Annotated in this window: 15 protein-coding genes, 1 tRNA gene and 2 pseudogenes; 9 read left to right on the plus strand and 9 right to left on the minus strand. The window is 69.6% G+C overall.

Translation table 11 applies throughout. From position 1 onward, the window contains the following. From J4557_RS52430 to J4557_RS52095, 3 genes and pseudogenes are all read right to left on the minus strand, one after another. Positions 1 to 131: pseudogene (locus J4557_RS52430) on the minus strand (cupin domain-containing protein); the annotation flags it as partial. A 534-nt stretch (positions 132 to 665) separates the two neighbouring features. After that, positions 666 to 1061 (minus strand): SCO5389 family protein, encoded by a 396-nt coding sequence (locus J4557_RS48035; protein ID WP_208274567.1) that lies wholly within the window; start codon positions 1059 to 1061, stop codon positions 666 to 668. Between the two features lie 95 nt (positions 1062 to 1156). Continuing rightward, positions 1157 to 2506: a glycoside hydrolase family 1 protein gene (locus tag J4557_RS52095; protein WP_208274569.1), complete on the minus strand. Its 1350-nt coding sequence runs from the start codon at positions 2504 to 2506 to the stop codon at positions 1157 to 1159. An 869-nt stretch (positions 2507 to 3375) separates the two neighbouring features. On the opposite strand from J4557_RS52095, the gene J4557_RS48045 reads away from it, so the two are divergent. Further along, a complete protein-coding gene (locus J4557_RS48045) occupies positions 3376 to 3912 on the plus strand; it encodes a C40 family peptidase (RefSeq protein WP_208274571.1) in 537 nt (178 codons plus the stop codon). 198 nt (positions 3913 to 4110) lie between these two features. Here J4557_RS48045 and J4557_RS48050 read toward each other — a convergent pair whose 3' ends face one another. Beyond that, a complete protein-coding gene (locus J4557_RS48050) occupies positions 4111 to 5184 on the minus strand; it encodes an alkene reductase (RefSeq protein WP_208274573.1) in 1074 nt (357 codons plus the stop codon). A 101-nt stretch (positions 5185 to 5285) separates the two neighbouring features. Here J4557_RS48050 and J4557_RS52100 point away from each other — a divergent pair, with 101 nt between their 5' ends. Then, positions 5286 to 7919 (plus strand): ATP-binding protein, encoded by a 2634-nt coding sequence (locus J4557_RS52100; protein ID WP_208274575.1) that lies wholly within the window; start codon positions 5286 to 5288, stop codon positions 7917 to 7919. Continuing rightward, positions 7916 to 8773 (plus strand): ADP-ribosylglycohydrolase family protein, encoded by an 858-nt coding sequence (locus tag J4557_RS48060; RefSeq protein WP_208274577.1) that lies wholly within the window; start codon positions 7916 to 7918, stop codon positions 8771 to 8773. Before J4557_RS52100 ends, J4557_RS48060 begins: the two co-directional genes overlap by 4 nt. Positions 8774 to 8779: 6 nt before the next feature. Here J4557_RS48060 and J4557_RS48065 read toward each other — a convergent pair whose 3' ends face one another. Then, a complete protein-coding gene (locus J4557_RS48065) occupies positions 8780 to 9481 on the minus strand; it encodes a dienelactone hydrolase family protein (protein ID WP_208274579.1) in 702 nt (233 codons plus the stop codon). A 1-nt stretch (position 9482) separates the two neighbouring features. Further along, on the minus strand, positions 9483 to 9935 hold the full coding sequence (locus tag J4557_RS52105; RefSeq protein ID WP_208274581.1) for a PaaI family thioesterase: 453 nt from the start codon (positions 9933 to 9935) through the stop codon (positions 9483 to 9485). On the opposite strand from J4557_RS52105, the gene J4557_RS48075 reads away from it, so the two are divergent. Continuing rightward, complete coding sequence (locus J4557_RS48075; protein WP_208274583.1) at positions 9915 to 11201, plus strand: cytochrome P450; 1287 nt, start codon at positions 9915 to 9917, stop codon at positions 11199 to 11201. The genes J4557_RS52105 and J4557_RS48075 overlap by 21 nt on opposite strands. Positions 11202 to 11244: 43 nt before the next feature. Next, a tRNA-Lys gene (locus J4557_RS48080) sits at positions 11245 to 11320 on the plus strand. Between the two features lie 736 nt (positions 11321 to 12056). On the opposite strand, the gene J4557_RS48085 is transcribed toward J4557_RS48080, so the two are convergent. Then, positions 12057 to 12844 (minus strand): IS5 family transposase gene (locus J4557_RS48085; RefSeq protein WP_208274591.1). Its coding sequence is split into 2 segments (ribosomal slippage): positions 12057 to 12511 and positions 12511 to 12844, totalling 789 coding nucleotides; the frame shifts between segments, so codons are not numbered across the junction. A 446-nt stretch (positions 12845 to 13290) separates the two neighbouring features. Then, complete coding sequence (locus tag J4557_RS48090; protein ID WP_208274584.1) at positions 13291 to 13761, minus strand: DUF1877 family protein; 471 nt, start codon at positions 13759 to 13761, stop codon at positions 13291 to 13293. 139 nt (positions 13762 to 13900) lie between these two features. On the opposite strand from J4557_RS48090, the pseudogene J4557_RS50575 reads away from it, so the two are divergent. Beyond that, positions 13901 to 14652: pseudogene (locus J4557_RS50575) on the plus strand (IS5 family transposase); the annotation flags it as partial. 64 nt (positions 14653 to 14716) lie between these two features. On the opposite strand, the gene J4557_RS48105 reads toward J4557_RS50575, so the two are convergent. Next, complete coding sequence (locus J4557_RS48105) at positions 14717 to 15658, minus strand: LysR family transcriptional regulator (protein ID WP_208274586.1); 942 nt, start codon at positions 15656 to 15658, stop codon at positions 14717 to 14719. A gap of 135 nt (positions 15659 to 15793) precedes the next feature. On the opposite strand from J4557_RS48105, the gene J4557_RS48110 reads away from it, so the two are divergent. The 3 genes from J4557_RS48110 (at position 15794) to J4557_RS48120 (ending at position 17722) form a co-directional block, all read left to right on the plus strand. Then, positions 15794 to 16726 carry an NAD-dependent epimerase/dehydratase family protein gene (locus J4557_RS48110; RefSeq protein WP_208274587.1) on the plus strand — a complete coding sequence of 311 codons (933 nt, stop codon included), beginning with the start codon at positions 15794 to 15796 and terminating at the stop codon, positions 16724 to 16726. A gap of 63 nt (positions 16727 to 16789) precedes the next feature. Next, positions 16790 to 17332, plus strand: a complete 543-nt coding sequence (locus tag J4557_RS48115; RefSeq protein WP_208274589.1) for an NADPH-dependent F420 reductase — start codon at positions 16790 to 16792, stop codon at positions 17330 to 17332. A 135-nt stretch (positions 17333 to 17467) separates the two neighbouring features. Further along, the gene (locus J4557_RS48120) at positions 17468 to 17722 is read left to right on the plus strand and encodes an SRPBCC family protein (RefSeq protein WP_208274590.1); all 255 of its coding nucleotides are present in this window, start codon (positions 17468 to 17470) and stop codon (positions 17720 to 17722) included. Positions 17723 to 18148 lie beyond the last annotated feature (426 nt).

Raw genomic sequence — 18148 nt, forward strand, 5'->3', positions numbered from 1 at the left:
GGCGCGTCGCCGAAGCGGAACAGGTCCAGGGCCCCGGAGTCGGAGTCGGACGGCCCGGCCTCGGACCGGGCCGAGAACGGTTCCCACGAGGGGACGACGAACAGGTCCCCGCGCGTCACCGACCAGGGCCGTGCCGCGCGCCTTCCCGGCCATGCGCCCTGTATCCAGGGTGCGACGCGCCCGGCCGCCTACCCTCCTTGGTCCGCGGCCGGGCACGCCTCACGATCCACCGGGCCGGCCACCGCCTACGCCCCCCACGGCCAGGCCGACCGGCCGTGCCGGATGGGCCATGCCCAAGACCAGCCGCATCCCGGACCAGTCGCGCCTCGATCGGCAGTGCCCCGACCTGCCGCGCCCCATGGCCCGAGCGGCCAAGCCCGGACCAGGCGTGCTTCGGTCGGACGTGCGACGAGCGGGTGTGCGATGGCCGGGCGTGCCCGGCTGTGACGCCTGATGAACCGTCGGACGGGCGCGACTCCACGACTCACCGACGCAGGCCATGACCTGCCACTGCACTAGACGGCCGCCGTTCCTCGGCGAACCGGGGGTTGGCGGATCTGTGCGGCGCCCGGGTAGTGGGCACCCGGCTACGGGTGGGCGGGGCCGGTGATCGCGGGGTGGTCGGTGCGGGCCCGGGGTTCACGGTGGGGCGGGGACTCGGTGGGTCAGCAGTCGACCAGTTCCGGGGACTGGTTCAGGAGCTGGGCCCGGGGTGAGACGAAGCGTTCGTAGCGGGCGGCGGCGCCGTCGGCCGCCAGGTCGAACGCGGCGACGCGGTGGCAGTTCTGGAACGCCAGGCGGACGCCGAAGTGGCGCTCCAGGGCGCCGCGCATGGCGTCGCTGGCGAGGACGCGCAGCAACTGGCCGCGGGCCCGTTCGTCCGGCGGCGGGGTCCGGTTGTCGGCGAAGCCGGCGCCGCCGTCCCGCATCCGGGCGACGACGCCGCTGACGACCTCCCATGCGTAGGGCAGCGAGTCGCGGACGCAGGCGACGAACGAGGCGTCGTCCACCTCGCCCCGCATCGCCTTCTCCAGCAGCCGGTCGTCGACGGTCAAGGACATGGCCGTGCTCCCTTCCTCCGTTGCTCGGACGGAATCAGGGTGTCATGAAAACGATTATCATTCCACTATCGAGGGGCGGCGATTCCGGTCCGTGGTCAGCCGGCCGGGGCCCGGTAGGCCGCGGGCGGGGTAGGGGTCGTGCCGAAGCAGGTGGCGACCGGGTCCTCGACCGAGCACCAGCCCGGCCGGCGGACCGGCACGTATCCGGCCGGGACGCCGCGGTCGGCGATGATCGAGCGGTAGGTGGCGACGGCGTCGGTCGGGCGGCGGGCCAGGGACGGGTCGGTCAGCGCGTTCACCGTGTAGAGGCCGAAGCGCGGCTCGTAGCTGCCCCATTCGTAGTTGTCGGTGAGGCTCCAGTAGTTGTAGCCCATCACCTTGACGCCGTCGGCCATCGCCCGCTGCACCCAGTAGATGTGGTCGCGGAGATGGTCGCTGCGGGTGTAGCCGTCGGGCCGGGGCTTGCCGTTGTCGGTGGACATGCCGTTCTCGACCACGTACACCGGCAGCTTCGGCAGCCGCCGCTGGTAGCTCTTGAGGACGTAGTACAGCCCCTCCGGCTCGGGGTCGATCTTCCAGAACTCGCCGGTCAGCGCATATCCGGCGGTGAGGTTCCGGGCGTTGGCACCGTAGTAGTAGTCGATGCCGACGAAGTCGAGCTTGTCCGTGACGTCGTTGAACAGCGCGGCGTCGAAGATGCCGTTCAGTGCCGTCCCGTAGGCGACGTTCGTGGAGACGGGGGCGCCCGGGTCGAGCTTGTGGATCATGTCGTAGGCGGCCCGGTGCGTCTTCGTGAGCGCGGACCGCATCGCGGCGAGCTGCCCGAGGTTCATCGGCCGCATGGTCAGCTCCTTGTACATGTAGGCGCTGGCCTCGTTGAACGTGATCCAGATGACGCCCTGGCGCTTGTAGCGGTTCACGATGAACCGGGCGTTGCTCAGCCAGTCCGCCCGGGTCCTCGGGTTGTCCCAGGCGCCCTGGTCGGCCACCCATCCGGGGTACACCCAGTGGTCCAGCGTGATCATGGGCCGCATGCCGGCGGCGCGGATCCGCCGGATGAGGTCGTCGTAATAGGCGATGGCCTTGGGATCGCGGACGCCCCGCCTCGGCTCGATCCTCGCCCACTCGATCGAGGTGCGGAACACGTTCACGCCGAGCTTGCGCGCGAGCTCCACGTCGCCCGGATAGCGGTGCAGGAAGTCGACGGAGTTCTTGTACGGGTCGCTGATCCCGGGCGCCTTCCGCTTGATGTAGCGCGTCCAGTTGCTGTCGGGGAAGGAGCCCTCGCCCTGGAAGCCGGACGTGGCGACGCCCCAGAGGAACCCGCGGGGGAACTTGGCGGTCGCCGGGGCCTTCGCAGGGGACGGCGCGGGGCCGGTACGGGCGTGGGCGGCGGGCGAGGCGGTCACCGTGACGGCGGCCGCGAGGGCGAGAGCGGGGAGCACGCGCGCGAGGCGCGTTCTGCCGGACCTGCGGAACACGGGACTCCCTCCGGGCACCGGACATGAATCTCTCTCGGACTACAGGGCCGGGAGAGGCCGGAGTCAATCCCCGGCCCCTGGCCGGATCCGGCAACGCAGCGTCCTTGATCCGCCACACACGGGAGGGAGGTGATGCAACTAACACATTTACGGCCATTGTCGGTCTCCTTCCGGGACGCGGAAAACACCCTCGAATCCCGCGACCGCTCCAGTCGAACACCTCCGCCCCGAGACCGGAACCGGAACGATGTTCTGTGGATAACTCCGCCCCGAGACGCCCGTCCAGAACGGTGAATCGCCCCGCGTTTCCGCAGGTTGTGACCCACTTCACAATCTGCCGAAAATGATCTCGATTTGCGCAGGCCGCACGATGGCCGCCCCTTCCGTCGCATCCGTCCGGGAAGGTTCGTGATCTACCTGAGATTTGCCTGAGCCGCTGGAGTCTGGCTACGTTCCTGCCCGGTTCATGCGGCACGACGGGCCGCTCGGACAACAGAACACGCACCGACGCGCGGCGGCGGCACGCCTCCCGGCCTCTCGGCGAAGAGCGGCCGGGCATCGTCCACCAGGACGCCCCCACGGCACCGCCGAAGAAGCCCCGCCCGTGTCGATCGCCTCATCCGTGCAGACGAGAAGCACGGAGCCGGAAGCGGCTCGCGGGCCGCGGCGCCCTCCCATGGCACCGCAGGTACCGGACGACCGCGACGCGTCCCGAATCCCCAGCGTTCACGCACGGGATGACGGCTGCCCGGTAGGCACCACCCGCGAGATCTGGAGCCATCCTGCATACCCCCCGAAACCCCCTGAAGGCTGGAATCACCGCTGGTGGCCTCGTGCTCACCACGACCGCGGCGCTCGGAGCGACGCTCCTCACGGCGGGCCCCGCCGGAGCCGCCGCCGGCACCCCGCAGCGCGTCACGCTCGCGGCGTCGTCCACCAAGGCGACGAGCACGAAGACCGCGGCCACCACGACCTCGGCGGCCACCTCCCGCGCCGCCAAGCAGAGCAAGCGCGCGGCCGTCGCCGTCAAGTACGCCTACAAGCAGATCGGCGACCCGTACCGCTACGGCGGTTCCGGGCCGGGCTCGTGGGACTGCTCAGGGCTCGCGCAGGGATCCTGGCGCAAGGCCGGCGTCAAGCTCCCGCGCACGACCCAGCAGATCTACCGCGCGGTGAAGCACAAGGTCTCCTGGAAGGGCGCCAAGGCGGGCGACCTGCTCTTCTTCTACGGCGGCCGTACGCACGTGGGCATCTACGTGGGGCACGGCTACATGATTCACGCGCCGCACTCGGGCTCCCATGTGAAGAAGATCAAGCTGACCCACTACTACAAGAGCCAGTTCCACGGCGGCGTCCGGCCCGGCTACTGAGCCGAGCGCATACGGACGCACAGGCGCACGTCGCACAGGCGCACGTCTGAGCGCGGCTGCAAGAGCGTGGATGGGCGCAACCCCAGACGCGCATAGGCGAGGGCCCCGTACCGGTCGACACCGGTGCGGGGCCCTCGGCCTGAGGTCCGTCCAGGACCCGTAGCCCGTCCAGGGGGCCGTCCAGGAGAACGGGTCCGTCTAGGACAGGACGGGGTAGTCGGTGTAGCCGCGGTGGTCGCCTCCGTAGAAGGTGGCGCGGTCGGCCTCGTTGTAGGGGCCGCCGGCCTTGATGCGGGCGGGCAGGTCCGGGTTGGCGAGCCACAGTTCGGCGAACGCGACCGCGTCCGCGACGCCCTCCCGCAGCGCCTCCACACCGGCCTCCGGGCTCGCCGGGAAGGATTCGGGCGTCGGGTGTGGGTTGAGGATGAGCGTGCCGGGCCAGGCGGCGCGGATGCGACGCGTGCGCTCCCGGTCGCCCAGCTCCATGACGTGCAGGTAGGCGAGCCCCAGGGGCGCCAGTGCCTCCACCAGCGCGGCGTACAGCTCGTCGGTGTCGCTCTCACTGACGCCGTTGGCGATGCCACCGGGCGACACGCGGAAGCCCACGCGTTCCGGTCCGATGGCGTCCGCGACGGCCTTCGCCACCTCCACACCGAAGCGGATGCGGTTCTCGATGGTGCCGCCGTAGGCGTCGGTCCGTTTGTTGCTGCCGTCCGCCAGGAACTGCTGGATGAGGTAGCCGTTGGCGCCGTGCAGTTCCACACCGTCGAAACCGGCGGCGACGGCGTTGCGCGCCGCCGCGGCGAAATCCGCCACCGCCTCGGCGATGTCGTCCAGCGTCATCTCACGGGGCTCGGGGTGGTCGAGCATGCCCTCGGGCGACCACATCCCCTCGCCCGTGGCGATCGGCGACGGCCCCACGGGCAGCCCTCCGTCCGGGTAGAGCGAGGGGTGGCCGACGCGTCCCGTGTGCATGAGCTGGACAAAGATGACGCCGCCCTCCGCGTGGACGGCGTCGGTGACCGCCCGCCAGGCCTCGACCTGCTCGTCGGTGTGCAGCCCGGGCGTCCAGATGTAGCCCTGGCCCCGCACGCTGGGCTGCGTCCCCTCGGTGATGATGAGGCCCGCCCCGGCCCGCTGCGCGTAGTACTCGGCGTGCAGGGCGGTCACCTTCCCGTCGTGGACGGCCCTGCTGCGCGTCATGGGCGCCATCACCACCCGGTTGGCCAGCTCCAGCTTCCCGGCCGACAGCTTCTCGAACAGTTCGTTCACGACGTCCTCCTGAAGGCGTTCTCGCTGGTGATGAAGCTACGAGGAGGCCGTCGCACCGCGAATCAGTATGGTTTCGGTAGTACGCCCCGTACTTTGGATCCGTGCTTTACGGGCGGAACGACGAACAGGCGCGGATCTCCTCGCTGCTCGCGGGGGCGCGCGACGAGGGACGCAGCGGCGCGCTGCTGCTGCGCGGCGAGGCGGGCATCGGCAAGTCGGCCCTGTTGGACCACGCCGCGGGCCTGGTGGACGGTGACGCCGGGGCGCGCGTCCTGCGGGTGACCGGGATCGAGGCGGAGTCCGGCATCGCGTTCGCCGGGATCAACCAGCTGGTGTGGCCCGTCCGCGACCGTCTGGACGGCCTTCCCGGACCGCAGGCGGAGGCTCTGAAAGCGGCGCTGAGCGGTTCAGGGCAGTCCGGCGACGTCCCGCCCGTCCGGGACCGGTTCACGACCGGCCTCGGCGTCCTGACGCTCCTTGCCGACCTCGCCGAGGACGGGCCCGTGCTCTGCCTCGTCGACGACGCTCAGTGGCTCGACGGCGCGACCGCCGAGGCGCTGCTGTTCGCGGCCCGGCGGCTCGCGGCCGAGGCGGTGGTGATGCTGTTCGCCGCGCGGGACGACGCGTTCACCGGCACCGGCCTGCCCGAACTACCTTTGGCGCGGCTGGGACGCGACGACGCGGTGCGGTTCCTCGCGGAGCACGGCCTCACCCGAAACGTCCGCGATCGGATCCTGCATGACGCGGACGGCAATCCGCTGGCGCTGCGCGAGTTCGGCAGGGCCAGGGACCGGGTGCCGGACGGGTCCCGTCCGCTGCCCGTCACCGACCGCGTCGTCGCACGGTTCCAGAGCCGGATCGATGAGCTTCCGGAAAAGACCCGCCTGATGCTCCTCATAGCGGCGGCCGAAGGACGCGGGTACATGCCGAGCCTGCTGAACGCGGCGCGCGAACTGGGCGTCGGCCTAGAAGACCTGGAGCAGGCCGAACGCGCCGGGCTGGTGGAGGTGAGCGGACGGTCCATGGCCTTCCGCCATCCGCTGATCAGAGCCGCCGTCTACCAGGGCGCTGTTGCGGCGTGCCGTATCAGGGTGCATCAGGCGTTGGCGTCCTCCGCTGAGGACGCCGATTGCCGGGCACGACACCGTGCCTCAGCGGCTCTCGGGCCGGACGAGGACGTCGCAGCCGATCTGCAGAACGCCGCAGAGCGCGCGCGGAAACGCACCGGGTACGGCACTGCGGCGAGTCTCTACCGGCAGGCGGCGGACCTCACCCCCGGCAAGGACGCGCAGGCCGCGCGGTTGCGCGCTGCGGCCAACATGACACTCCAGGCCGGTCGGCCGGAGGAGGCCGAGGCCCTCGCCGCCAGGGCGGGCACGCTCACCGACGACCCCGCGGAACTCGCACGCCTCGGCCGCGTCCGCGCAGTCGTCGAGTACGAGCGCGGCAACCGGCGTACCGCCGCGCGCATGATGGTGGAGCACGCCGCCTATGCGAAGCCGGACGACAGGGCCGCGATGCTGCGGACGGGCGCCGCCTATGCATGGACCTCCGGAGAGACGCCGGCGCTGCTGCGCGCCGCCGAGGCGCTGCCCGAGGACGCGATGGTCGGCGGCCTCGCGCATCTGGCGGGCGACGACGTCGCACGCGGCGTCCCGCTGCTCGCCGGGCTGGTCGCGGAGGCGCGCACGGCCACCCCGGAGCCGGGCGTGGCCGCCGGCCTGGACGAGGCGGCGCGGCTCGCGCTGATCGTCGGCGACGACGAGGCGGCGCTGGAGCTGGCCGCCGTCGAGGCCGCGCGCTGCCGGCTGAACGGCCTGATCGGGGCGCTGCCGAGCGTGTTGCGGACGCAGGCGCAGGCGCAGGTCGCGACGGGTCTGCACGCGGACGCGGAGGCCACGCTGATCGAGGCGATCTCGCTGGCGTGCGACACCGGCCTGCCCGGCGGCGACTGGCGGCTCTCCGCGGTGTTCGCCCGGGTGGCGGCGGTGGAGGGCGATGAAGCGCGGCTGCACGAGATGCCGGAGAGGTCTGACGGGGCTCTGGGCCTCCTCGAACTCGGCCTCGGGCGGTACGACGACGCGCTCCGCCATCTCGAGGCCGTGCACCACCAGTACAGCGCGGACACCATGCTCGCCGTGGCGGACCTCGTAGAGGTGGCTGTGCGCGCCGGCCGGCCGGAACGCGCGCGCGCACCGTTCGACCGGTTCCGCATCTGGGCCGATGCCGTCCAGCAGCCGTGGGCATCGGCTGTCGCACTGCGCTGCGAAGCGTTGCTGGACGACAGTGAGGAAGCGTACGCACAGGCCCTCCGCCTGCACGAGAAGGCGACGCGCCCCTTCGAGAAGGCCCGAACGGAACTCCTGTACGGAGAGTGGCTCCGCCGTGCGCGCCGCCGCTCCGACGCCCGCACGCCTCTTCGCTCCGCCATGGAGGTCTTCGACCGGCTCCGCGCCAAGCCCTGGTCGGACCGCGCGCGCGCCGAGTTGCGGGCGACCGGTGAGTCCGGCTCTGCATCGGAGCCGACCGCGCCCGTGCTGCTCGACCGCCTCACGCCACAGGAACTCCAGGTCGTCCGGCTCGCCGCCGAAGGCATCAGCAGCCGCGAGATCGCCGCGCAGCTGTTCCTCAGCCGCCGGACGGTCGAGTACCACCTCTACAAGGCCTATCCCAAGCTCGGGATCTCCTCCCGCAAGGAACTCTCCCGCCTCACTCTGGAACCATCCACGACATGACCGCATCCGCCGCGGAACGCTCGTACGACTCGCTTCTGGCCCTCTCCGTAGGGGACGCGCTCGGATCCCAGTTCTTCGTCCCAGAGAACCGCCCAGCCTTCGAGGGCCAGACGCTCCCCCAAGGGCCGTGGCAGTGGACGGACGACACGGAGATGGCCGCGTCCGTCCACCTCGTCCTGTGCAAGCACGGCGGGATCGACCAGGACGCCCTCGCAGCGAGCTTCGCCGAACACCACGACTTCGACCGCGGCTATGGCCCGTCCACTGGTCGCCTGTTGCGGCTCGTCCGGGAAGGCGGCGATTGGCGGACGCTCGCCCGCGAACCCTTCGACGGCATGGGCTCCTGGGGGAACGGCGCCGCGATGCGTGTGGCGCCCGTAGGCGCCTGGTTCGCGGGCGACCCGGCGGAGGCCGCTCGCCAGGCCGCCTTGTCCGCGGAGGTGACACACCCCCATCCGGAGGCCATCGCGGGCGCGATCGCCGCAGCGGTGGCCGCGGCGATCGCGCCCGGCAAGCCGTCACCGGGCGGTTTCCTCGACGAGGTACTAGCGCACACACCACAAGGCACGGTCCGCCAAGGCATCGCCGAAGCACGCCGGCTGCTGACCATCGGCGCCCCGGCCACCGCCGCGGCGGTCCTGGGCAACGGCCGCCAGGTCGCCGCGCATGACACGGTGCCGTTCACCCTCTGGGCGGCGGCGCGGCAGCTGGGCGACTACGAACGGGCGTTCTGGACGACGGCCTCCGCAGGCGGAGACATCGACACCACGTGCGCCATAGTCGGCGGCATCATCGGACGCCCGCCTGCAGCCTGGCTCACCGAAACGGAGCCGCTCCCTAGCTGGTGCCTATAGGCCGCGCTACGAGACGGGCAGGTAGCGGCGGAGGAAATCCTCCGTGAGCCGCCACGCCCGCTCCGCGGGCTCCGGCTGGTGGAACATCGGTGCCTTCCGGTTGTGGAAGGCGTGGCCGCCGTCCTCCTGGACGTGGATCTCCATCCGGTCCCGTCCCGCGACGGCCCGCTCCACCGCCGCGACGTCCTCCCTCGGGATGTAGGCGTCGGACCCGCCGAAGTGGAGCTGCAACGGCGACCGCACGGCGTCCAGCGCGCCCAGCGCCCCCGGGACACCGCTGCCGTAGAACGACACCACGGCGTCCGCTTCGGCCCGCGCAGCCAGCAGATACGCCAGCGTCCCGCCGAAACAGAACCCGAGCACGCCGACCCGGCCGTTCACCTCGGGCAGGCCCTTGAGCGCCTCTAGCGCGGCCTCCACGTCGTCCTGGCCCTTCTCCCAGTCGAACTGGGAGACCATGGACATCCCCTTGGGCAGGGCCTCTTCGTTGTGCTGCGTCGTCCAGTTCGGCTCGATCCGCCAGAACATGTCCGGGACGGCCACCACGTAGCCCATGGCCGTCAGGTCCCCGGCCACGGCCTCCATGTACTCGCCCACACCGAAGATCTCCTGGATGAGGAGGATCCCGGGCCCCCGGCCGCTCTCGGGCGTCCACACGTGCAACCGGAACTCGCCGTCCGGCACCTTCACCATCTCGATTCGGGTCATGTCACCCGATGATCGCGTACACGGCGCTGGCCTGCGCGACGGTCGCTCCGTTCGCCGCCATGACGATGTCGGCGAACGCCAGCGTGCGCCCCAGCTTGCCCAGCTTCACCGTCACCAGGACGTCCGTCCCCACCACGGGCCGCATGAAGGCGGTGTTGAGCTGCACCGTGGTCATCGGCACGAAGCCGCCCTTGGCCCCCGCCACAGCGATGACCACGGCGGTGTCCGCGGCGGCCATCAGCGCTTGCCCCGACATGGCGCCGCCCTCACGCGCCAGCCGATCCGACCACGGCAACCGCAGAACCGCGGCCCCTTCCCCCACCTCCTCTACGACGAGCCCCAGTTCCAGCACCCAGGGCGCGAAGTTGTCACGAAGGATCCCGGCAGCGTCTTCAGGCTTCACCGTCACACCGTCATGATGCACGCTGTGGGCATGCACGAGGAGATCTTCCACCCCGCCACCTACGCCACGGGGGTCCCCTACGACGCGTTCAGGAAGCTGCGCGCCGAATCCCCCGTCGCCTGGATCCCCGAACCCGCCGTCGGCCCCTGGCCCGCCGGCACCGGCTACTGGGCGGTCTTCTCGCACGCCGACGTGAAACACGTTCTCCGCTCCCCCGAGCTCTTCTCGTCCAATCTCGGCGCCACCCAGATCCGCGACCCCGACACGCCGGAGGACCTCGCGTTCGTCCGCGCGATGATGCTCAACCAGGACCCGCCCGACCACTCCCGCCTGCGCCGCATCGTCGCCGCCGCCTTCACCCCCCGCGCCGTCCGCGCCCTGGAGGAGACCATCGACCGGCGGGCCCGCGCCCTCGTCGCCTCCGCCCTCGGCCAGGACACCGACTTCGTCGAACTCGCCGCCGACCTCCCCGTATGGACGCTCGCCCACATCATGGGCGTGCCCGACAGCGACCGCCGGCTCCTGTACGACTGGGCGTCCCGCGTCATCGGCTACCAGGACGACGAGTACGCCGGCCTGTCCACGGCGGACACCGCGTCCATGAGCCCCATGGCCCAGAAGGCCATGCAGTACCGGCCCGCCTCGTTCACCCACCCGGACGGCCGTCCCGTCAACCCGCGGTCCTACACCGCCCTGGCGGACATGTTCGCCTACGCCCACGCGCTCGCGGCCGTCAAGAAGGAGCACCCGACCGACGACATCATGTCCCGCATGCTCCAGGGCGGCCTCACCGGCCACGAGTTCGAGAACATGTTCTTCCTGTTCGCCGTCGCGGGGAACGAGACCCTCCGCAACGGCATCCCCGGCGGCCTCCTCACCCTCCTCGACCATCCGTCCGAACTCGCACGCCTGCGCGCCGACCCGTCCCTCCTCCCCACCGCCGTCGACGAGATGCTCCGCTACTGGCCACCCGTCATGGACTTCCGCCGCACCGCCACCCGCGATCTCAGCCTCTCCGGCCGCGAGATCAAGGCCGGCCAGAAGGTCGTCGTCTACCACGCGTCCGCCAACCGCGACGAGACCGTCTTCCCCGACCCTGACCGCTTCGACGTCTCCCGCACCCCCAACGACCACGTCAGCTTCGGCTTCGGCCCCCACTTCTGCCTCGGCGCCCACCTGGCCCGCACCCAGATGCGCGCCGTCTTCCGCGAGCTGCTCCCCCTGCGCATCGAGCGCACCGGTCCCGCCGTCCGCCTCGCCTCCAACTTCCAGAACGGGCTCAAGCACCTCCCCGTCCGCCTCACACCAGCCCGGTAACCCCGTCGCGAACCCCGCCCCGCTCTCGGTACGCTTGCTAGACGGGTCGCTAGCTCAATTGGCAGAGCTCCGGACTTTTAATCCGTAGGTTGTGGGTTCGAGTCCCACGCGACCCACCAGCCCCGACCAGGGCAAACGCGAGAACGTCCCGGTTTGCCCCCTGCCCGGCGTGCCCCGCTTCGTTCCCCTGTTGGCTCGATGTTGGCTCGGCGGCTCGCTCCGGGCCTCCAATCACCCAGCCCAGGCCCGAGAAGCCCTACCTCCAGGCCCCCACAAGCTGGGACACATCGCCCGCAGCAAGCGGCAGCCAAGACGACCAGAGCGGGCAACCGCGAGTTCCCGCGACGCGAATCCGCAGCCCTGCATCAGCAACTCCGCTGCCCCGACCAAACCCAGCGAGCAATCCAGCAGCCCTCACCTCGCCACCCCGGCAACTGTCCGATCAGCGCCCCCAGACAAGATCCAAGCCCACGCCAGGCGCTACCGAGTGGCTCACCGGCCGCGACAGGAGGCCACCAAGACAACGGCCGCTTCCGAGGGCGACCAGCACCGGAACAAGAAGTCTGGGCCGATGGTCGGCAACCTCGGCGCCGGCAATCCGCGCTGTGTTCCGCGCCACCGCCGCCTACTCGTTGGCACTCAACGGGCGGGTACGCGGGCGGCACCGCGGCGCTGGCGGGCGGCCTGGCCCCTGGCGCCGACGGTGGCTACGCGGATGCCTGCGGTGCGGCGAACACGTTGTCACCAGATCGCTCCACATACTCCCGAAGCCCCCGGCCATCCGGCCACCCCAACAGGCGAGCCGTGTCACGATCCCCGCAATGCCCCGGACTGGGCTAAGAGGTCGTAACAGAATCAGCGGACGAGGCGTCGCCAGCAGATGATGGCGGCGGCGAGGGTCATGAAGGCTTCGTGGATGTCGTCGCGGATCTCCCAGCGGATGCGTAAGCGACGGAACCAGTGCAGAAGGCCGATGGTCCGTTCGACGACATAGCGGTGGACGCCCAGCCCGGATCCGTGCGGGGCGCCGCGCCGGGCGATGACCGGCTTGATGCCCTTGGCCCACACCAGCCGCCGGTACTTGTCGTGGTCGTAGCCGCGGTCGGCCAGCAGCCGCCCGGGTCTTCGCCGAGGCCGGCCGACCCGGCCCCGGACCGGTGGCACCGCCTCCAGCAGCGGCATCAACTGAGTGACGTCGTTACGATTCCCGCCGGTCAACGACACAGCGAGCGGGATGCCGCGGCCGTCGGTCAGCAGGTGGTGCTTGGAGCCCGGCCGGCCGCGGTCAACCGGGCTCGGCCCGGTTTTGGGCCACCTTTCAATGCCCGCACGTGGGAGCTGTCGATCACCGCCCTGGACCAGTCCAACTGCCCGGCGGCATGCAGCTCCTCCAGTAGCAGCCGGTGCAGCCGCTCCCACACCCCGGCCTGATGCCATTCGGCCAGCCGCCGCCAGCACGTCATGCCCGACCCGAACCCCAGCTCTTGGGGCAGGTACTCCCACCGGATCCCGGTGTGCAGGACGAACAAGATCCCGCACAACACCTTGCGGTCGTCCAGCCGCTTACGCCCGGCATGGCGCTTACGCCGCTCCACTTTCGGCAGCAGCGGCTCGATCCGCTCCCACAGGCTGTCAGGCACGATCCACGGGGGTTGCTCGCCCTTACGCACCCACCAACACCACACCCGACCATCACTACATGTCGCGCTACATGCACATTTTGTTATGACCTCTAAGGGGCGGTGCGGCTCTGCGGCCAGAGCAGATGACCCACACAGCGGCATGAGCAAGCGGTGGGGCCGGCCGAGGTAGCGCCTGCCGTTGTGGCGTCATGACGGCGAACCGTCGCGGGGAGCTCGCTGAGGAGCTCACAGCGGCCGCTGCAACCAACCAGCGCACTCCCCTGGCCAGTTCGGGTGAGGGAGGTCGTCGACGGCTCTCGCGGCGAACACACCTCGCGGGGATCCGCAACGTCCTCTGGGACTGCGCCTGCGGATGCGGCCACCGGCACCGACGCGCCCCGGTCACTGAGGAAGAGGGCGCCGCTGAACGCAACTGCGCCACGTACGAGGGGAAGCAGCAGCTAACGTTAGGCAGCCCAGAAGACGGTGCACTGTCCGGCCGCCACCGCTTCCTGGAAAAACGTCACGAGCGTGCGGTAGTAGTCTGCGGCGTTGTTTTGGATGGTGGGAGATGCCCAGTCGTAGTTGTCCGGGTACAAGGCCACGGTGTCGGAAGCGGCCAGATGCACCGCCAGTGCTGGGAACGGTGTGGCGGCTAGCTGCGTCGCTGCCTGACGTACCTCATCAACGGTGAGCGCACACGAATTGGTGTGCGGCATGCCATGACCCCAGGCAGACCGCTCATCGGGGTACGGCCGACCGCCGATCGGGTTGACCTGGAACGCTGCGGCGTCCATGACGAAGCGCAGGCAGTCCCAGTAACGATCAAGGTCGCACGTGGGCACCTCGCGGGACAGGTAGCCGTAGGTGTCAGGGGCAGAGCGCAGCCTGTCGAGCTCGACGGGACTCACCCTGGCTATGTCGCCCAGCACGCTCATCGGCCGCCTTCCCTCATCACGGGTCCCAGAGCAAACCACGTCCCCTCCCATCGCCGCCACCGACTAAACCCACTAAGAAGTCATAACAAAATGTGTGCATAGTGTGACATACAGTGATGGTCGGGTGTGGTGTGGGTGAGTGCGTAAGGGCGAGCAACTCCCGTGGATCGTGCCCGACAGCCTGTGGGAGCGATCGAGCCGCTGCTGCCGAAGGTGGAGTGCCGTAAGCGCCATGCCGGCCGTGAGCGGTTGGACGACCGCCGGATGTTTTGCGGGATCTTGTTCGTGCTGCATACCGGGATCCGGTGGGAGTTCCTTCCTCAGGAGTTGGGGTTCAGTTCGGGGATGACGTGCTGGCGGCGGCTGGCCGAGTGGCACCGGGCGGGCGTGTGGGAGCGGCTGCACCGGCTGCTACTGGACGAACTGCACGCCGCCGGACAACTGGACTGGGTCCAGGGCGGTGATCGACAGCTCCCACGTGCGGGCATTGAAAGGTGACCCAAAACCGGGCCGAGCCCGGTCGACCGCGGCCGGCCGGGCTCCAAACACCACCTGCTGACCGACGGCCGCGGCACCCCGCTCGCCCCGTCGTTGACCGGCGGGAACCGCAACGACGTCACTCAGTTGATGTCGCTGCTGGAGGCGGTGCCACCGGTCCGGGGCCGGGTCGGCCGGCCTCTGCGAAGACCCGGGCGGCTCCCGGCCGACCGCGGCTACGACCACGACAAATACCGGCGCCTGGTCTGGGGCAAGAGCATCAAGCCGATCATCGCCCGACGCGGCAGCCCGCACGGGTCCGGACTGGGCGTCCACCGCTACGTCGTCGAGCGCACCATCGGCCTGCTGCACTGGTTCCGCCGCTTACGCATCCGCTGGGAGATCCGCGACGATGGGGGTTGGTGCAGCCCGACGTTCACGACCATGCGCAACCTGGTCGTCTGCTCTGCGGCGGTTCTCAGGAGGAGGGTCGTGGTGTCTCGGCCGCAGGATCGCCCTGTGCGAGCTGAGTCCGCACATCGGGAGGCACACGGAGGCCGTGGGCGCGCAGGTCGCCGATGAACCGGGCGACGAGCGGATCCGGTTCCGCGGACGTCACCGCCACCAACTGCCTGACCCACCGCGGAGAGAACGATCGCACCACTCCGGGAAAGCCCTGGCTGACCGCACTCACGGGGCACACGGCGATTCCCAGTCCGGCAGCCGCGAGTTGCGGTGCCACCGCAGTCACCGATGTCCTCATCACCGTCTCCGGGTGGACTCCGGCGCGGGCGAAGGACTGGTCGAGCCAGACGCTGAGGCCGTTGTCCGGTGTGAAGTGAATGAGCGGCGCACCGTCAAGGTCCTCAAGGCGTACAGCCGGCCGCTCGGCCAGCACGTGGCCGGTAGGTGCTGTCAGGACGATCTCCTCCTCGGCGAGGGCGGTGATCGTGAAGTGGCCGGCCGAGGGGGCGGTCAGCATGGCGACGTCGACCTCGTCGGAGTCGACGAGGCCGAGCGCCTCGTCCATCGAGGTGGACTCGCGCAGCGTGATCGCGACCTCTGGGTAGCGGCGATGCCACTGGCGGATGACCGCGGCGAGCAGCGGCACCGTGAGGCTCTGCGCACAGGCCAACCGCAAGACCCCTCCGGCCGCTTGACCCGCCGCACGTGCCGACCTCACCGCGGAGGCGGCCGCTTCGATCGCTCGTCTGGCATCCGCGACGGCGGCACGTCCTGCGGGAGTGAGCTTGACCCCTCGGGGCTCGCGGCGAAGCAGGACCGTTCGGGTCTCCCGTTCCAGCGAAGCGAGCTGATGAGAGACGGCGGGCTGCGACGAATGCAGCAGCAGTGCGGCCTGTGTGATCGATCCGGAGTCCGCGACCGCGACGAGGCACTCCAGTGCCCGAAGAGATGCCATCCAAGAAATTTATCGCAAGCCTCCGAAGCATGAATGCGGTCGAGGGAAGACCTCCGGACTCCTGATTGCTCCAACCCACGACACCTTCTCGCACAAGGCAGGCGAGGGGGCTCGTACAGAGCGAAGGAGAGGTTCATGGCACAGGCGTTCGTCACGGGCGGTTCGGGGTTCGTCGGCCAGGTGCTGGTACGCCGGCTCCTCAACGAGGGGCACTCGGTTCGTGTTCTGGTTCGAAGTGAGGCATCGGCTGCGAAGGTCTCGACGCTGGGCGCCAAGCCTGTGCGGGGCGAATTGACCGACCCGACCACGTGGCGCGACGAGGTGGCGGGCAGTGATGTGGTGTTCCACCTCGCCGCCGAGACGGACATCACCGCTGACCGTGAGCGTCACGAGCTCGTGACGGTGCACGGCACCCGGGCAGCCGTCGATGCGGCCCGCTACGCGCAGGTTCCTCGGTTCGTCCACTGCGGGAGCGAAGCCGCACTCCTCGCCGGCGACCCGCTCGTGGACGTCGACGAGACCGCGCCCCTGCGGCCCGACTCGGAAGCCGCTTACAGTGCGGTGAAGGCGGTGGCCGAGAAGATCGTGCTCGATGCGAACGACCCGGACTTCGCCACGGTGTCGATTCGCCCGAGGTTCGTCTGGGGTCCCGACAGCTTCCTCGTCGAAGGCCTGGTGGCGGCGGCGAAGGCGGGGAAGTTCGCCTGGATCGGCGGAGGCCGGCACACAACTGACGTCACGTTCGTCGAGAACGCCGTCGAGGGACTCGTGCTCGGATGGCGGCGCGGCCGACCGGGTCAGGCCTACTTCGTCACCGACCGGCACCGCGTCACCCTGCGCGAGTTCCTGGAGACCCAGTTCGAGATCTATGGCGTCGCTCTCCCCGTCCCTGACCTGGACGCCGAGACCGCCGCCCGCGAGGTCCCCGTGCCCGCCCGATGGTTCCTCGGGCAGGAGTGCACCCTGCGGACGGACAAGGCCGTGGCCGAACTCGGATACGAGCCCGTTGTTTCGCACGCTTCCGGTCTGGACGCCGTCAGGGACTCGGTGGCCGTCAGCCGCGCGTGAAGCGTCGTCCACGTTCAACCGGCATAAGTCAAACGTCAACGCTCAGCTGAGGGAAGGCAGAAAATGAAGATCGTCACGATTGGAAGAGGAATGATCGGCGGCGGGCTGGCCGGCCTGTGGCGAGACGCGGGCCACGAGGTCGAGGAACTCGGCCGTGACGGCGGAGACGCCTCGGACGCGGACGCCGTTCTGGTCGCGGTGCCCGGCACGAAGATCTCGGAAGCCCTGAGCAAGGTGGCAGGGCTCGAGGGGAAGATCGCGATCGACGCGACCAATATCATGCCCGCACGTCATGGTGACTTTTCGTCATACGCCGAGGAGGTGAAGTCCTTCACCCACGCCCCGGTGGCCAAGAGCTTCAACATGAACTTCGGCGCCCTGTACGGCGAAGTGCGCAAGCAGCGAGTGCGGCCGAGCAACTGGTACGTCGCAGACGATGGCGCCCTCGATGTCACCGAGCAGCTCATCCGCGACGCCGGCTACGACCCGGTGCGCGTCGGAGACCTCTCACGAGCCCGCGACTTCGAAAACGCGGTCTGGCTGCTCATGGGCATCCAGCCGGTCGGCGGCGTGTTCTACCGGTTTGCCGTTCCCGGCGAACTCTGAACGAGGGAGCAGTCCAATGTCTGGGCCACCTTCTACCCAGGCGTCAAACATGTCCAGCTGCTGGACGGCCATGACTCGCTGCGCCTCGGAACCCGATTCGAAACCAATCTGGCCGGCCAGGACGTCTTCGCATCCGTGCGGGAGTTCCAGCCTGTAACGCGTATCGCCTGGGATGGTCACCCCAAGGCGTCGAAGGCATCCAGGGCTTACCACGCTTGGATCATCACGCCCACCCCGAAGGGGAGCCACCTCTGGACCGAAGAGACGATGCAGGGCCCGCTCTGGATCGAATTGGCCAAGCAGGATCCTGAAGTCTTCTGGCGCACGCACGAGAATCTTCTCGCGGCGCTCGCCAAGGTAGCGGCCGACCGCGAGAATCGATCGCGGTAACCCGCGGGTACAGCGGCTGACCGAAGGCGAGAGCCAGCTTGATGCGGTCCTCTAACGACAGTCCACAGGGGGCCCGTCGCGGACCGCCCGCGGCCTCACGTCCTACCGCAGTGGCCAACTTCCCGAAGCAGCTCGGACTCAGCCCGGTGAACGGACCTATCCGTCCAGCCACCTCAGGCGGCGGTTGGCGCATTTAGCGTTCTCGCCAAAACGTCCAGAGAGGAAAAGTATCCAATGTATGACAAGGTGGATTGGCCCGAACGATACGACCCGAGAACGTCGGCTCTCTACGCGCTCAATGACCCTTTTTCATCCTCAGGCGGGCTGGTTGATCACAGCGTGATCGCGAGTTGATGGAGTCCCCTCAGATACAGAGAAGCTCCTGGTAGACGGGTTGATCACCACAACCCACGCCGTCTCACCAGG

Origin of the sequence: Actinomadura nitritigenes (assembly GCF_017573545.1) — a bacterium.
Classification (GTDB): Bacteria; Actinomycetota; Actinomycetes; order Streptosporangiales; family Streptosporangiaceae; genus Spirillospora; species Spirillospora nitritigenes.

What these genes read in the sequence shown, in the direction of transcription:
- J4557_RS48090 (WP_208274584.1), bottom strand. Translation starts at nt 13,761, where the DNA reads ATGAGCGTGCTGGGCGACATAGCCAGGGTGAGTCCCGTCGAGCTCGAC.
- J4557_RS48075 (WP_208274583.1), top strand. Translation starts at nt 9,915, where the DNA reads ATGCACGAGGAGATCTTCCACCCCGCCACCTACGCCACGGGGGTCCCC.
- J4557_RS48115 (WP_208274589.1), top strand. Translation starts at nt 16,790, where the DNA reads ATGAAGATCGTCACGATTGGAAGAGGAATGATCGGCGGCGGGCTGGCC.
- J4557_RS48110 (WP_208274587.1), top strand. Translation starts at nt 15,794, where the DNA reads ATGGCACAGGCGTTCGTCACGGGCGGTTCGGGGTTCGTCGGCCAGGTG.
- J4557_RS48060 (WP_208274577.1), top strand. Translation starts at nt 7,916, where the DNA reads ATGACCGCATCCGCCGCGGAACGCTCGTACGACTCGCTTCTGGCCCTC.
- J4557_RS48035 (WP_208274567.1), bottom strand. Translation starts at nt 1,061, where the DNA reads ATGTCCTTGACCGTCGACGACCGGCTGCTGGAGAAGGCGATGCGGGGC.
- J4557_RS48065 (WP_208274579.1), bottom strand. Translation starts at nt 9,481, where the DNA reads ATGACCCGAATCGAGATGGTGAAGGTGCCGGACGGCGAGTTCCGGTTG.
- J4557_RS48105 (WP_208274586.1), bottom strand. Translation starts at nt 15,658, where the DNA reads ATGGCATCTCTTCGGGCACTGGAGTGCCTCGTCGCGGTCGCGGACTCC.